At 72.1% G+C, this 15,467-nt stretch carries 11 protein-coding genes; 8 read left to right on the top strand and 3 right to left on the bottom strand.

Annotation, left to right across the window (positions count from 1 at the left end):
* Positions 1-3 precede the first annotated feature (3 nt).
* Positions 4-1,245: a TIR-like protein FxsC gene (locus tag MILUP08_RS19915; protein ID WP_007460888.1), complete on the bottom strand. Its 1,242-nt coding sequence runs from the start codon at positions 1,243-1,245 to the stop codon at positions 4-6.
* Positions 1,246-1,378: 133 nt separating this feature from the next.
* Here MILUP08_RS19915 and MILUP08_RS19920 point away from each other — a divergent pair, with 133 nt between their 5' ends.
* The gene (locus MILUP08_RS19920) at positions 1,379-2,701 is read left to right on the top strand and encodes a flavin monoamine oxidase family protein (protein WP_007460890.1); all 1,323 of its coding nucleotides are present in this window, start codon (positions 1,379-1,381) and stop codon (positions 2,699-2,701) included.
* Between the two features lie 112 nt (positions 2,702-2,813).
* Here the strand turns inward: MILUP08_RS19920 and MILUP08_RS19925 are convergent, their stop codons facing one another.
* Both MILUP08_RS19925 and MILUP08_RS19930 read right to left on the bottom strand, forming a co-directional pair.
* On the bottom strand, positions 2,814-5,450 hold the full coding sequence (locus MILUP08_RS19925) for a discoidin domain-containing protein (protein WP_007460892.1): 2,637 nt from the start codon (positions 5,448-5,450) through the stop codon (positions 2,814-2,816).
* A 228-nt stretch (positions 5,451-5,678) separates the two neighbouring features.
* Positions 5,679-6,878: an ROK family transcriptional regulator gene (locus MILUP08_RS19930; protein WP_007460894.1), complete on the bottom strand. Its 1,200-nt coding sequence runs from the start codon at positions 6,876-6,878 to the stop codon at positions 5,679-5,681.
* A 234-nt stretch (positions 6,879-7,112) separates the two neighbouring features.
* Between MILUP08_RS19930 and MILUP08_RS19935 the strand changes: the two genes are divergently transcribed.
* From MILUP08_RS19935 to MILUP08_RS19965, 7 genes are all read left to right on the top strand, one after another.
* A complete protein-coding gene (locus tag MILUP08_RS19935) occupies positions 7,113-8,411 on the top strand; it encodes an ABC transporter substrate-binding protein (RefSeq protein ID WP_007460897.1) in 1,299 nt (432 codons plus the stop codon).
* A gap of 70 nt (positions 8,412-8,481) precedes the next feature.
* The gene (locus MILUP08_RS19940; protein ID WP_007460898.1) at positions 8,482-9,474 is read left to right on the top strand and encodes a carbohydrate ABC transporter permease; all 993 of its coding nucleotides are present in this window, start codon (positions 8,482-8,484) and stop codon (positions 9,472-9,474) included.
* Positions 9,467-10,306 carry a carbohydrate ABC transporter permease gene (locus MILUP08_RS19945; RefSeq protein WP_007460899.1) on the top strand — a complete coding sequence of 280 codons (840 nt, stop codon included), beginning with the start codon at positions 9,467-9,469 and terminating at the stop codon, positions 10,304-10,306. Before MILUP08_RS19940 ends, MILUP08_RS19945 begins: the two co-directional genes overlap by 8 nt.
* A gap of 35 nt (positions 10,307-10,341) precedes the next feature.
* Positions 10,342-11,718 (top strand): GH1 family beta-glucosidase, encoded by a 1,377-nt coding sequence (locus tag MILUP08_RS19950; protein ID WP_007460900.1) that lies wholly within the window; start codon positions 10,342-10,344, stop codon positions 11,716-11,718.
* A gap of 167 nt (positions 11,719-11,885) precedes the next feature.
* Positions 11,886-12,383 carry a 2Fe-2S iron-sulfur cluster-binding protein gene (locus tag MILUP08_RS19955; RefSeq protein WP_039908413.1) on the top strand — a complete coding sequence of 166 codons (498 nt, stop codon included), beginning with the start codon at positions 11,886-11,888 and terminating at the stop codon, positions 12,381-12,383.
* Positions 12,380-13,363 carry an FAD binding domain-containing protein gene (locus tag MILUP08_RS19960; protein WP_007460902.1) on the top strand — a complete coding sequence of 328 codons (984 nt, stop codon included), beginning with the start codon at positions 12,380-12,382 and terminating at the stop codon, positions 13,361-13,363. Before MILUP08_RS19955 ends, MILUP08_RS19960 begins: the two co-directional genes overlap by 4 nt.
* Positions 13,360-15,450 carry a xanthine dehydrogenase family protein molybdopterin-binding subunit gene (locus tag MILUP08_RS19965; protein ID WP_007460904.1) on the top strand — a complete coding sequence of 697 codons (2,091 nt, stop codon included), beginning with the start codon at positions 13,360-13,362 and terminating at the stop codon, positions 15,448-15,450. The genes MILUP08_RS19960 and MILUP08_RS19965 overlap by 4 nt, the downstream gene beginning before the upstream one ends.
* The last annotated feature ends 17 nt before the right edge of the window (positions 15,451-15,467 follow it).

Below are 15,467 nucleotides of genomic sequence, written 5' to 3' on the forward strand. Positions count from 1 at the left end.
CCCCTAGGGACCTTCGAGGATCGGGCGAAGACCTGAGCCGTCGGTGGGCGGCTCCTGGTAGACCGTGCCCGTGCGGTAGATCCGGCCCTGCTCGACCACCAGCACGTCCTCCAGTTCCTCCTGGAAGCGTGCGGAGGTCGCGATCTGGGTGCGCCACACGTCGCGGGTGTTGTGCAGCACGTGATGCGGGAGCACCCGGGCCAGGGTGTCCCACATCTTGCGGTTGCCGCCGGCGGCCGCGTCGTCGGCGGCCGTCCACGGCACCAGCACCGGCGCCCGCGGCGAGTCCACGTCGCGGTCGTGGCGAATCAGGCTGACCTGGTAGCGCGGCAGGTCGGCGGACCAGACGTCGACCACCAGCACGACGATCTGATTGTGCGCCCGCGCCCACTCCCGGACCGCCGCCAGCTCCTCGGCGTCCTCCACCGTCCAGCCGTAGCTCTTGGTGGTGGCGATGGCCCCGGCCCAGCTGCCGATGGGTACCTCCAGCTCGGGCCGGTACGGCCGCCAGTCCCGCGAGACCGCGCCGTAGCGGTCCTCGGCGCCGGGCCGGCTGCCGGCCAGCTCGGCGGAGCTGCCGGCGACCAGCACGATGTGCACGTGCCGGGCACTGGTGGCCCGCTGCACCGCCGTCGACGCGCTCGGGCCGTGGTGCGCCTGCGGCCTCGCCGGCCGGTCGAAGGCACTTGTCACCTTGGACAGCACGGGACGCTGCGCCGGCCGGTGCAGGGTGTGGTCGCGGGCGGTCTGCACGATGTGCCGGGCGAGCGCGTCGACGAAGTCCTTGTAGTCGTCCTCGTGCCGTTTGCGCTGCTTGAGGGTGAGCAGCCCGTCCTGGGCGTAGGCGGTGCCGGTCTGGAAGTTGCGGTACTGGAAGCCGGCGACCGCCTTGGGCAGCCGGTCGCACGGGATCCACTGCACCGGCACGATCGCGGGCGGGCGGACGTTGAACTGCCGCTCGTGCTCGTCGATCCGGTCGGCGAAGACCTGGAACTCCCGACCGCAGTAGTCGCTGACGACGTACCGGGGTGAGGTGAGCGCGATGAGACAGGCGCTTGTGGACAACGCGTCGGACAGCGTGTCCGGCCAGGTGCTGCCGAGCAGGATGTGCCCGTCGATGAATCCCGCCTCGTCCCAGTGCAGGGCGGCCAGCCCGGCCACCGCCTCGCTGAGATCGACGAAGAACTCCTGTATCTGGCTGTTGCGGTTGTCCTCCTGGGCGTAACTCAGGAAAAAGAGTGGCACGCCCGCCTCCGCTCACGGGTTCCACGACCGGTAGGCACAGTATAGGACCGTCGATGCCAGCCCAGCCGAGTCGCGATCATCGCTGCGGGCCCGGGAAGAGTCATATGCCCGACGGTTTCGGGTAGACGGGGCCGTGTCCGACGGAATTCGGGTGGTCGTGATCGGCGCCGGGATGTCCGGTCTCGCCGCAGCGGCAGCGCTGTGTCGGGCCGGCGCGCGGGTGCGGGTGTTGGAGGCCCGCGGCCGCGTCGGGGGGCGGGCGCTGACCCGGTGGCTGCCCGACGGCACCCAGCTCGACCTGGGCGCCCAGTGGATCGGCCCGACCCAGGACCGGATGTACGCGCTGGTCGCCGAGCACGGGCTGGTCACCTTCGCCTCGGCGGCCTTCGGCGCGTCCACTCTGCTCTGGGGCGGCGCGCGGCGGCCCGACCCGCCGGCGCCTGTCGCGCGGGTGCTCGGCGTGCTCGACGAGTACGCCGCCGCGGTGGACCCGGCCGCGCCGTGGGAGGCGCACGAGGCGGCCCGGTGGGACGCGACGACGCTCGGCTGCTGGCTGCGCGCCACGGCCGGCGACACCGACACCGCCGACTACCTGGGACGACTGCTCGCCGGCGGGCTGCTGGCCACCGGCGCGGACGAGGTGTCCCTGCTGCACCTGCTGTTCTACCTTCGCGGCGCGGGCGGCACCGGACCGCTGCTCGGCATGGCCGGGGGCGCGCAGCAGGACCGGATCGTGGGCGGGCCGCCGGCGCTGGCCGAGCGGATGGCGGCCGGACTACCGCCGGGGACGCTACGACTGGGCGCCGCCGTGCACACCATCGCGCAGGACGCCCACGGCGTGACGGTGTGCACCGGCTCCGGACGCGTCGAGGGTGACGCGGTGGTGGTCGCGTTGGCGCCGGCGCTGGCCGGCCGGATCCGGTACGACCCGCCACTGCCGCCGCTGCGCGACGGCCTGACGCAGCGGATGCCGATGGGGTCGGCGTGGAAGGTGCACGCCGTCTACCCCGAGCCGTTCTGGCGAGCCGACGGGCGCTCCGGCGTTTCCACAAGCAGTTCCGGCCCGCTCACCGAGACGGTGGACAACTCCACGCCGACCTCGCCGCGCGGCGTACTGACCGGGTTCAGCTACGCCGGCGACGCCGCCGCGCTGCGGGAGATGTCCCCGGCGCGGCGGCGCGAGTGCGTGCGGGAAGCCTTCGCCGCCGTGGTCGGGCCGCGGGCGGCCGATCCGATCGCGCTCGTCGAGTACGACTGGTCGGCCGACGAGTGGACGCGGGGTTGTTTCGGTGGAGTGCTCACCCCCGGGGCGTGGCGTACGTACGGGCCGCGGCTGCGGACGCCGGTCGGGCGGGTGCACTGGGCGGGCACCGAGACGGCGACCCGCTGGGCCGGCTATCTGGAGGGGGCGGTGCGCGCCGGCGAGCGCGCGGCGGCCGAGGTGCTCGCCTCCTGAGGACGTGACCGTGGCCGGCCCGGTCTTCGGCGGGACCGGGCCGGCCACGGCCCTGGGTGCGACCCGCGCCGGCCGGTCCGATGAGTCGACCGGGCCGGCGCGGGCGCCCCGGTCAGGGGTAGGTGGTCAGGTACACCGTCTGGTTGGCCGCGTTCGCGGTGCCACCAGCGTTGTTGATCACCCGGTTGATGGTGCCGACGCCACCGAGCGAGACGGTGACCATGTTCGTGAAGCGGACGTTCGAGTTGACCGGCACCTCGAAGGACCGTTCCTCGACCACCGCAGGGTTGACGTTGAAGTAGCTGTAGCTGCCCAGCCCGTACGCCTGGTGACTGGTCACCGAGTCGGCGACCTTGTACGCGGCGTAGCCCCGGGTCGACCCGTTCATCCAGGCCGCCTGGTTCGGTACGTCGTAGGGCAGCTCGTTCTGGTAGAAGTACGTCCGGCCGCCGTTGCCGTTCCAGAGGGTCTGGTACTTCTGGTAGTGCTCGACGAAGAGGCCGTACATGGTGACGTTGTCGCCGTTGACGGTGAGCCCGGTGTCGGCGGTGTTCAGCGTCCACCCGGTGGGTACGCCCGAGGCGGCGTGGTCGGCCCGCCACAGCCACATGTGGTCACCGATCACGTTGTCGCTGTTGACGGTGAGCGTGTTGGTGGCCTTGCCGACGTGCGGTCCGCCGATGCGGAAGAACACGTCGTGCAGCGAGGTCGGGTTCGTGGCGTGGCTCGCGGACGAGCCGGACGGCCCGACCTCCATCAGCACCGGCGAGTTGGTCGTGCCGGCCTCGAACATCAGGCCGGCGACCTTGACGCCGTCCACGTCGGCGACCCGCATCCCCACGCTGCCGTTGTCGGCCTGGATGGTGGCCAGGCCGAGGCCGAGGACGACGGTGTCGGCCCGGTTGATCTGGATCGGCTCGGTGACGTGGTGCACGCCCGGCGTGAAGAGCAGGTGCTTCCCCTGGGCGACGGCGGCGTTGATGGTGGCCGCGCTGGTGCCGGGCTGGACGACGTAGAACTGCGACAGCGAGATCGACGAGCCGGCCGGAGTCTTGTTGTACCAGCTCGTGCCGGTCGAGTTGGTGCGCAGGCCGGGCACGAAGACCCGGTACTCACCGGTGCCGTCGACGTACAGGAACGGCTTCTCCCGCACCTGCGGGGTCTGCGCGATGACTGTGTGCGACGGGTTGGGGAAGCTCGGCGCGGGCGCGCCGACGACGCCCTGGAACACCATGTTCCAGACCGAGCCGGTCCAGCCGTTGCCGAACTCGCTGTTGCGGGAGTACCACTGCTGCTGCGAGCCGGAGACGACCAGGCCGTCGACGCGGGTGTCGGCCAGCAGGCCACCGCTGGACCAGCCGTCGCCGCCGTTCCAGAGCTGGATCTGGTTCTGCGCGCCGCGCAGGTGCATCCGCCGGTACGGCGCGGCCTGCGACACCGCCCAGCGCTCCACGGTCTGCCCGGCGGGCAGGGTCACCGAGAGGTTCTCCGCGGCCCGCCAGAAGTTCTGCGTGGCGTTGCCGCCCATCCAGAACGCCTCGGTGCGGACGTGACCGTTGAGGTTGACGTCGTCGGGGCTCAGGCCGAGGCCGGCCACCTGGGTGAAGAAGCCGAGGTTGACGTCGGCGGTGTAGGTGCCCGGCTTGAACAGCACGGCGTAGCGCTGCGGGCCGAACTGGTTGGTCTCCTGCTGGGTGAAGAGGGTGTTCAGTCGACTCTGGATGGTCGACGTGGGCGTGCTGGGGTCGAAGACGTACGTGTTCGGCCCGAGGTTGGGGTTGTACGGGTCGGTGGTGCCGACCGGGGGTTCGGTGGTGCCGCCGCCTGTCGTGTTCACCGCCAGCTCCCAGAGCGAGTAGCCGTAGGCGGTGCCCCGGGCGGTGCCGTACACCCGCAGGTAGCGTCCGCTGCCGGCGACGGTGAGGCTCTGCGTGCCGCCGGTGGCGGTGGTGGTGGAGTAGACGGTGGTCCAGGTGGTGCCGTCGGGCGAGGTCTGGAGCTGGAAGGCCCGGGCGTACGCGGCCTCCCAGGTGAGCGTCACGCGGCAGATCGTGCGGGTGCTGCCGAGGTCGGCGCGCAGCCACTGCGGGTCGCTGGCGGCGCTGGCCCAGCGGGTGCCGGTGTTGCCGTCGACGGCGGCCGACGCCGGGGTGCCGGCGTTCTCGGTGGACGAGGCGGTCACCGGGCTGCCCTGCGCGACGTTGGTGCTGCCGCAGGTGGACGTGCCGCCGCCGGTCTCGCCGTAGACCTGGAACTCCCAGAGCGAGTAGCCGTAGGCGGTGCCCCGGGCGGTGCCGTACATGCGCACGTACCGGCCGGCGCCGGTGACGGTGAGGTTCTGCGTGCCGCCGGTGCCGGTGGTGGTCGAGGAGATGGTCGTCCAGGTCGCTCCGTCGTCGGAGGTCTGGATCTGGAAGGCGCGACCGTAGGCGCCCTCCCAGAGCAGGTTGACCTGGCTGATGGTGGCCCGCGCGCCCAGGTCGACCTGGATCCACTGGGGGTCGCTGAAGGCGCTGGCCCAGCGGGTGCCGGTGTTGCCGTCGACGGCGGCCGACGCGGGGGTGCCGGCGTTCTCGGAGGAGGAGGCGGTCGCCGGACGACCCTGTGACAGCAGGGTGGGGGCGGCCTGCGCCGGGGCGGTGGCGACGGCCGGGGTCAGGGCCGCGACAAGTGTCACGGCGAGCCCGGCGAGGAGGTGCCGGACGGTCCGCCGGGGACGCGGGCGTACGGATGTAGCACGAGATGTCATGACATCGCCTGTCGATAGGGCGTTACGGACGCCACGCGGGTGGAGGATCGGATTTCGCCCGTGGTGCCATGGGTGGTGCCGCCGATGCGGCGCCGCGGGTCGGAGAGCGCTCTCGTAGGAGTGTTGCGGCGAGATTGCGGCGGCGTCAAGACATCGATCTATAACTTCGTTATTTATCCCGAGCTTCGGGTTTTGTGTAATTTGCCGAGGGCGGTGCCGTCGCCCCGCTCAGCGGCGGACGCCACCCTCGGTGAGGAAGCGGGCGATCGGGAGGGTCGCCGCTCCCAGGGCCACCGCGTCCACGCCGAGCCGGCACAGCTCGATCGACGCCTGCTCGTACGGCTGGCGCAGCGCCTGCCGACCGGCGGCCTCGCGCACGGCCGGCAGCAGGTCGCCCAGCACCATCGCCGCCCAGCCGCCGAGGACCACCCGCTCCGGGTTGAACAGGTTGATCAGGTTGGCCACCCCCGCGCCGAGGTAGCCCGCGGTGTCGTCCAGCACCCGGCGGGCGGTGGCCGAGGAGTCGGCGGCGGCGACGAGCGCGGAGAGCTGCGACTCCTCGTCCACGCCCGGCACCTGGCGACCCCGACGCGCCTCGCGGTAGCGGTCGATGATCGCCTCCGCCCCCACGTACGCCTCCAGGCAGCCGCGCGCGCCGCAGCGGCAGGCCCGGCCGCCGTACACCAGGGTGGTGTGCCCCCACTCCCCCGCGCTGCTGGACGCGCCCCGGTAGGTGACGCCGTTGGTGACCACTGCCGCGCCCACGCCGGAGCCGACAAGTGCGAAGACGGCGTGCCGGGCGCCGCGCCCGGCGCCGAACCACATCTCGGCCTGGCCGAGGGTCTTCGCGCCGTTGTCGATGTGCAGCGGCAGGTCGGTGCCCGCGCCGATGAGGCGTTCCAGCGGCACCCGGTCCCAGCCGAGGGCCTGGGCGTGCACGACCGCCTCGACGCCCTGCTCGACCACGCCGGAGACACCGATGCCGACGCCGAGGACGTCGGCGGTGGCCACCCGGGCCTGGCCGGTGACCGCCTCGATGCCGGCCAGCACGTGCCCGGCGACCACGGCGGGCTCGGTGCGCGCCGGGTCGAGCGGGTACTCGATGCTGGCGAGCAGGCTCATCGCGAAGTCGAACAGCTCGACGCGGACCCGGGTCTCGCCGACGTCCACGCCGATCACGAAGGCGTACCGGGGGGCGACCCGCAGCAGCATGCTGGGGCGGCCACCGTCGGACTCGGCGGCGCCGGCCTCGGCCACGACGCCCTCGTCGATCAGGTCGGCCACCACGTTGCTCACCGCCGGCTGACTCAGCCCGGTGCTGCGCACCAGATCCTGCCGGGTGAGCGGAGCGTCGAGGAAGAGCTTCGTCAGCAGGGCGGACCTGTTGCGCAGCCGGACGCTCCGGTTGGTGGCTCGTGCCAGCTCCACTCGTCACCTCGTTCCCGTCGGCCGTTGGTGGCGACTGTAACCGCACCGTGCTTGACGACCCACCGGCCAGCAACTTTAATGACGACATTCATTAAGCCGTGATGTAACTCCCGGGAAACGCCGACGGACCCCCGACGGCGCATCCGGAGAAACCCCGTCCGCAGCCGGCCACGTCGCCGCCCCTATCGACGACGACGGTCGGCGGACCCCCACCACGCACCGGAAGGGCTGACCGTGTCGAGACGACACCTCGGGATATTCACCGCCGCCGTACTGGCCGCCGCATCGCTCACCGCCTGCGGCGGCTCCGGCGACGACTCCGCCGCATCGCCCAAGACCCTCACCTACTGGGCCAGCAACCAGGGCGCCAGCCTGGAGGCCGACAAGACCACCCTCCAGCCGGAGCTGGACAAGTTCGAGAAGCAGACCGGCATCAAGGTCAACCTCGAGGTGGTCCCCTGGTCGGACCTGCTCAACCGGCTGCTCGCCGCCGCCGCCTCGGGCAAGGGCCCGGACGTGGTGAACATCGGCAACACCTGGTCGGCGTCGCTGCAGGCCACCGGCGCTCTCGTCGAGTTCGACGACGCCACCCTGCAGGCCGTCGGCGGCAAGGACCGCATCGTGCCCGCCGCGCTCGCCGCCGCCGGCGCCCCCGGCAAGCCGCCGGCCGCCGTGCCGCTCTACAGCATGGCGTACAGCCTGTACTACAACAAGAAGGCGTTCGCCGACGCCGGCATCACCGCGCCGCCGACCACCTGGGAGCAGCTCGCCGAGGACGGCAAGAAGCTCACCAAGGGCGGCAAGTGGGGCCTCGCGATCGAGGGCGCCAACCCGTCGGAGAACGCGCACCACGCCTTCACCTTCAGCCAGCAGTACGGCGGCGACTGGTTCGACTCGGCCGGCAAGCCGACCTTCGACACCCCGCAGAACGTCTCGGCCATCAAGCGCTACGTCGACTTCATGGCCGCCGACAAGATCACCAACCCGAGCAACGCCGAGTACGCGCAGAACCAGTCGGTCTCCGACTTCGCCAACGGCAAGGCCGCCATGCTGCTGTGGCAGTCCGCCGGCTCGAACCTGAAGACGCAGAACATGGCGGCCGACGCGTACGGGGTGGCCCCGGTGCCGTTCCTGGCCAGCCCTCCGGCCGGTGGCAAGAAGGTCAACAGCATGGTCGCCGGCATCAACATGGCGGTCTTCAAGCACACCAAGAACAAGGACGGCGCGCTGAGCTTCGTCAAGTTCATGACCAGCGACGAGGAGCAGACGCTCCTCAACAAGACGTACGGCTCGCTGCCGGCGGTCAAGACCGCGGGCGCCGACCCGGCGTTCAGCGCCCCGGAGCAGAAGAGCATCCAGGAGACGCTTGTCACCACCGCCGCCCCGCTGCCGCAGGTGCCCGACGAGAGCACCTTCGAGACCCTGGTCGGCACCGCGATGAAGGAGTTGTTCGCCGACGCGGCGAGCGGCAAGCCGGTCACCGAGCAGTCGGTGAAGGCGAAGCTGACCGACGCGCAGCAGAAGATGCGCTGACCCACGCAGCGCCGGTGGCCGTGGTCGGGCGACGAGCCCGGCCACGGCCACCGCCTCCGAGAGGACCCCGATGGCAACCAGCACCACCGCGCCGAACGCCGACCGGCGCGTACCCCGGGCCGGGTCACCCGCCCGGGGGGCCGCCCGCCGGCCGCGCGGCCCCCGCCGCTCGCTCCTGCCGTACCTGCTGCTCGCCCCGGCCATCGTGCTGGAACTCGCCATCCACGTGATCCCGATGGTGGTCGGGGTCTGGATGAGCCTGCTGGAGCTGACCCAGTTCCACATCCGGGACTGGTCCACCGCGCCCTTCGTCGGGCTGGAGAACTACCGCGCCACACTCGACCTGAACAGCGCCGCCGGCAAGGAGCTGCTGCACTCGTTCTGGGTGACGCTGATCTACAGCGTGCTCTCGGTCGGGTTCGCCTGGCTGCTCGGCATCGCGGCGGCCGTCGTGCTGCAGAAGCCGTTTCGCGGCCGGGCCATCCTGCGGGCGCTGTTCCTCACCCCGTACGCGCTGCCGGTCTACACCGCAGTGATCACCTGGAGCTTCCTGCTGCAACGCGACACCGGCCTGGTCAATCACGTGCTCGTGGACCAGCTCGGGCTGCTCAACGAGCGGCCGTTCTGGTTGATCGGCGACAACAGCTTCTGGTCACTGCTCGTGGTGTCGGTCTGGCGCAACTGGCCGTTCGCGTTCCTGTGCCTGATGGCCGGCCTGCAGAACGTGCCCGGCGAGCTGTACGAGGCCGCCGCGATCGACGGCGCCGGGTTCTGGCGCCGACTGCGCTCGGTCACCCTGCCCATGCTGCGGCCGGTGAACCTGGTGCTGCTGCTGGTGCTGTTCCTGTGGACCTTCAACGACTTCAACACCCCGTACGTGCTCTTCGGCGGCTCCGCGCCCGAACAGGCCGACCTCATCTCCATCCACATCTACCGCAGCTCCTTCAAGACCTGGGACTTCGGGTCGGGCTCGGCGATGTCGGTGGCGCTGCTGCTGTTCCTGCTCGTCGTCTCGGCCGCGTATCTGCTGATCACCAACCGCCGGAGGGACGACCATGCGTGAGACCGCAGGTGAGCGCTGGGGCCGGCGCATCGTGCTGACCCTGCTCACCCTCTTCGTCGTCATTCCGCTCTACGTGATGGTCACCTCGGCGGCGAAACCGTTGCGGGACGTGCAGAACGGGTTCACCTGGTGGCCCAGCCGGCCCACCCTGCAACCGTTCGTCGACATGTGGAGCACCGTGCCGCTGGCCCGCTACCTGGTCAACAGCCTGGTGGTGTCGAGCGTCGCGGCGGTCTGCTCGGTGGCCGTGGCGATCTTCGCGGCGTTCGCGGTCAGCCGGTACCGGTTCCGCGGCCGGGGCGTCTTCTCGGTGACGGTGCTGTCCACCCAGATGTTCCCCGGCATCCTGTTCCTGCTGCCGCTGTTCCTCATCTACGTCAACCTGGGCAACGCCACGGGCATCGAGCTGTACGCCAGCCGCACCGGCCTGATCATCACGTACCTGACCTTCTCGCTGCCGTTCTCGATCTGGATGCTCGTCGGCTACTTCGACTCGATCCCCCGCGGGCTGGACGAGGCGGCGCAGGTCGACGGGGCCGGCCCGCTGCGCATCCTGTTCCGGGTCATCCTGCCGGCCGCCGTGCCCGGCGTCGTCGCCGTGACCGTGTACGCGTTCATGACGGCCTGGGGTGAGGTGCTGTTCGCCTCCGTGATGACCGACGAGGGCAGCCGCACCCTGGCCGTCGGCCTGCAGGGCTACTCCACCCAGTTCAACGTCTACTGGAACCAGATCATGGCGGCCTCGCTGGTGGTCAGCATCCCCGTCGTGGCCGGGTTCCTGGCCCTGCAGCGCTACTTCGTCGCCGGCCTCACCGCCGGTGCCGTCAAGTGACTCACCCACACCCACACCCAGAGGAGAACCGACCCGTGCCCGACCTGTCCAAGCTGCCACCCGACTTCCTCTGGGGCGTCGCCACGGCGGCGTACCAGATCGAGGGGGCCGTCGACGTCGACGGCCGGTCGCCGTCCATCTGGGACACCTTCTCGGCGACCCCCGGCAAGGTCGACAACGGCGACACCGGCGCGGTGGCCTGCGACCACTACCACAGGTGGCCGGAGGACCTCGCGCTGCTGCGCCGGCTCGGCGTGGACGCGTACCGGTTCTCGGTGGCCTGGCCCCGGGTGATGCCCGACGGCGTCGGCCGGGTCAACCCCGCCGGGCTGGACTTCTACGACCGGCTCGTCGACACGCTGCTCACCGACGGGATCCGGCCGTTCGTCACGCTCTACCACTGGGATCTGCCGCAGGTGCTCCAGGACGCCGGCGGCTGGCCGGAGCGGGCCACGGCCGAGGCGTTCGCCGAGTACGCGGCGGTGGTCGCCGCCCGCCTCGGCGACCGGGTGGCCGACTGGAACACGGTCAACGAGCCGCTCTGCGTGTGCTGGATCGGGCACCTGGACGGCAACATGGCCCCCGGCGAGCGGGATCTGACCCGCGCCGTGCACGCCTCGCACCACGCGCTGCTCGGGCACGGCCTGGCCACCCAGGCGATCCGGGCCAACGCCGCCCGGGAGGCGTCGGTCGGTCTGGTGCTCAACCTCAGCCCGATCGAGCCGGCGACCGACCGACCCGAGGACGTCGCGGCGGCCCGGCGCGCCGACGGGCACGTCAACCGCTGGTGGCTGGACCCGATCCACGGACGCGGCTACCCGGCCGACATGATCGCCACGTACGGGGTGGAGCCGCCGGTGCGCGGTGACGACCTTGCGGTGATCGCCACGCCCACCGACTTCCTCGGGGTGAACTACTACTTCCGGCAACTGGTGGTCGACGACCCGACCGGCCCGGCGCCGTACGCCAAGCAGGTGCCGGTGCCCGGCTCGGTGGAGACCGCGATGGGCTGGGAGATGTACCCGGCGGGCCTGGAGCGGCTGCTCGTCGACGTGCACGAGGAGTACCGGCCGGGCCGGATCATCGTCACCGAGAGCGGCTCGGCGTGGCCGGACGAGGTCACCGCCGAGGGCACCGTCGAGGACAAGGAGCGCACCGACCACCTGGAGCAGCACCTGGCGGCGTGCGCGTCGGCGGTGGCTCGGGGCGTGCCGCTGGACGGCTACTTCGTGTGGTCGCTGCTGGACAACTTCGAGTGGGCGTACGGCTACGACAAGCGCTTCGGGCTGGTGCACGTCGACTACGCGACCCAGCGACGGACGGTGAAGGCGAGCGGCCTGCGCTACGCGGAGCTGATCCGCGCCCACCAACGCCTCGCCCGAACCACCGACGCGACAGCGCCGGTGGCCTGAGACGGGGGCCGGCGGGGATCCCCGGGCGCCGCATCCGGCGGCGCTCGGGGTACGTCCGGCAGGCTCTATGCGCAATTCGCCCACTTATGTGCCACTGCCGCTAGTCTGGGCCGGTGCGGGGCGGACCGGAGAACGAGACGACGACCGACGAGCGTCACTCGTCCCGGGTGGCGTTCGAGGTCAACGGTGACCGGCGGGAACTGACGCTTGACAACCGCACCACCCTGCTCGACGCGCTGCGCGAGCACCTGGGCCTGACCGGGGCGAAGAAGGGCTGCGACCACGGCCAGTGCGGCTCCTGCACGGTGCTGCTGGACGGCCGCCGGGCGAAGAGCTGCCTCGTCTTCACGGTCACGGTGGACGGCCGGTCGGTGCTTACCGTCGAGGGGCTCGCCGGCCCCGACGACCTGTCCCCGATGCAGGCCGCGTTCGTCGCGCACGACGCGTTCCAGTGCGGCTACTGCACCCCCGGGCAGCTCTGCTCCGCCCGGGGCATGCTCGACGAGGTCGCCCGGGGCTGGCCCAGCGCGGTCACCGAGGACCTCGACTCGCCGCCCGAGCTGACCGACGCCGAGATCCGGGAGCGGATGGCCGGCAACCTCTGCCGCTGCGCCGCGTACCCGCACATCGTCGCGGCCATCCGCGAGACGGCGACCGCGCCGTGAGGCCGTTCCGCTACCACCGGCCGGCCGACGTGGCCGACGCCGTCGCCGTGCTGGCCGGCGAGCCGCACGCGGCGTACCTGGGTGGCGGGACCAACCTGGTCGACCTGATGAAGCTCGGGGTGCAGCGGCCCGAGCTGCTGGTGGACGTCACCCGGCTGCCCCTGGACGCGGTCCAGGAGCTGCCCGACGGCGGGCTGCGGATCGGCGCGACGGTGCGCAACAGCGACCTCGCCGCCCGCCCGGCGGTCCGCCGCGACTACCCGGTGCTGGCCCGCGCGCTGCTCGCCGCCGCGTCCGGCCAGCTGCGCAACCTGGCCACCACCGGCGGCAACCTGTTGCAGCGCACCCGCTGCGTCTACTTCCAGGACACCGGCAAGGCCTGCAACAAGCGCGACCCGGGCAGCGGCTGCGCCGCCCTGCACGGGCAGAACCGCGACCTGGCCGTGCTGGACTGGTCCGAGCAGTGCGTCGCCACCCACCCGTCGGACCTGGCTGTCGCCCTCGCCGCGCTGGACGCCGTGGTGGAGGTGCACGACGCCGACGGCGCCCGGGACGTCCCGCTCGCCGCGCTGTACCGCTCCCCCGGCACGCATCCGGAGCGGGAGACCACCCTGGCGCGTGGCACGTTGATCACCGCCGTACGGCTGCCGGCGCTGCCGGCCGCGCGTCGCTCGGCGTACCTCAAGGTGCGCGACCGGGCCTCGTTCGCCTTCGCGGCCGGCTCGGTGGCCGCGGTCCTCGATCTCGACGGCGACGTGGTCCGCGACGTCCGTCTGGCGTACGGGGCGGTGGCGCACCGGCCGTGGCGGGCGTACCGGGCCGAGGAGGAGTTGCGGGGTCGCCCGTTCAGCCCGGAACTGGCGGCGCGGGCCGCCGACGCCGAGCTGGCCGAGGCGCGACCGTTGCGGCACAACGGCTTCAAGCTGCCGCTGACCCGGGCCATCACGGTGCGGGTGCTCACCGAACTGGCGTCGTCGTGAGCGCCGGCGCGGTGGGCCGGGCGTACCCCCGGCTGGAGGGTCGGGAGAAGGTCACCGGCACGGCCCGGTACGCGGTGGAGTACCCGACCGACGGCGTCACCTACGGCTGGGTGGTGCCGGCGGCAGTGGTCCGGGGCCGGATCACCCGCGTCGACACCGACGAGGCGCTCGCGTCGCCCGGTGTGCTGGCGGTGCTGCACCACGGCAACGCGCCCCGGATCGCGCCCGGCCCGCAGCCGGAGCTGTGGCTGTTGCAGGAGCCGGCGGTGCACTACCGGGGGCAGTTCGTGGCGGTGGTGGTGGCCACCAGCCTGGAGGCGGCCCGCGAGGGCGCCCGACTGGTACGGATCGACTACGACACCGGCTCGCACAGCACCGTGCTCACCGACGACCACCCCGGCCTGTACAAGCCGGAGCACGTCAACCCCAGCTACCCGACGGACACCGTCGAGGGCGACTTCGACGCCGGGTACGCGGCGGCGCCGGTGCGGGTGGACGCCACGTACCGGACGCCTGCCTACCACAACAACCCGATGGAGCCGCACGCGACGACGGCGCGGTGGCACGACGGGCGGCTGCTGGTGCACGACTCCACCCAGGGCGCCGCGCCGGTGCAGGCGACGCTTGCCGAGCTGTTCGAGCTGCCCCGCGAGTCGGTCCGGGTCATCGCCGAGCACGTCGGCGGCGGCTTCGGCAGCAAGGGGTACGCCAAGGCAGCGGTCGTGCTCGCCGCGCTCGCCGCCCGGCACGTGGACCGCCCGGTCAAGCTGGCGTTGACGCGTCAGCAACTGTTCGGGCCGATCGGCTACCGCACCCCCACCATCCAACGGGTCCGCCTCGCCGCCGACGCCGACGGGCGGCTCACCGCGGTCTGCCACGACGCGATCAGCCAGACGTCGACCATCCGGGAGTTCGCCGAGCAGACAGCCGTCTACACCCGCAGCATGTACGCGGCGCCGCACCGGCGCACGACCCACCGACTGGTCCGCCTCGACGTGCCCACGCCGTTCTGGATGCGCGCTCCCGGCGAGTGCCCCGGCGCGTACGCCCTGGAGTCGGCGATGGACGAGCTGGCGATCGCGGCCGGCGTCGACCCGGTGGAGCTGCGGATCCGCAACGACGCGGCGGTGGACCCCGACCAGGGGCAACCGTTCACCAGCCGCAACCTGGTGGCCTGCCTGCGCGAGGGGGCGCAGCGGTTCGGCTGGGCCGGCCGGGATCCGACTCCCCGGGCCCGGCGCGACGGACGGTGGCTCGTCGGCACCGGGGTGGCCGGGTCGAGCTACCCGGCCCGGGCGCGACCGTCCTCGGCGTCGGTGACCGCCCGGCCCGACGGCAGTTTCCTGGCCCGGATCGACGCCACCGACATCGGCACCGGTGCCCGCACGGCGCTCTGGCAGGTGGCCGCCGACGCGCTCGGGGTGCCGCCCGAGCGGGTCGAGATCCGCATCGGCGACACCGACCTGCCGGTGGCCCCGCTGGCCGGTGGCTCGATGGGCACCGCCTCGTGGAGCTGGGCCGTGGTCCGGGCCTGCGAGGCGCTGCGGGGCAAGCTTCGCGCGGGCGCACCGCCGGGCACCGAGGTCAGCGCCGAGGCGGACACCACGGACGAGGTGGGCGGGCAGCCCGAGCGGCCCCGGTACGCGTACGGGGCCCAGTTCGTCGAGGTGCGGGTGGACGCGGACACCGGCGAGGTGCGGGTGAACCGCACGCTCGGAGTGTTCGCGGCCGGCCGGGTGGTGAACCCGACGACGGCGCGCAGTCAGCTCATCGGCGGCATGACGATGGGGCTGTCGATGGCGCTGCACGAGGAGGGTCTGCTCGACGAGCGCTACGGCGACTGGGTGAACCACGACCTGGCGACCTACCACATCACCGGCTGCGCGGACGTCGAGTCCATCGAGGCGTACTGGCTGGACGAGCGGGACGACGAGCTGAACCCGGCCGGCGTGAAGGGGCTCGGCGAGATCGGCATCGTCGGCACCGCGGCCGCGGTCGCCAACGCGGTGCACCACGCCACCGGCGTACGCGTGCGGGACCTGCCGATCCGCCTGGACAAGCTGGTCGGCTTATCAGGCTTGGCTTAAATAAGCGAGCGGTGATA

Source organism: Micromonospora lupini str. Lupac 08 (genome assembly GCF_000297395.2).
GTDB classification, from domain to species: Bacteria; Actinomycetota; Actinomycetes; order Mycobacteriales; family Micromonosporaceae; genus Micromonospora; species Micromonospora lupini.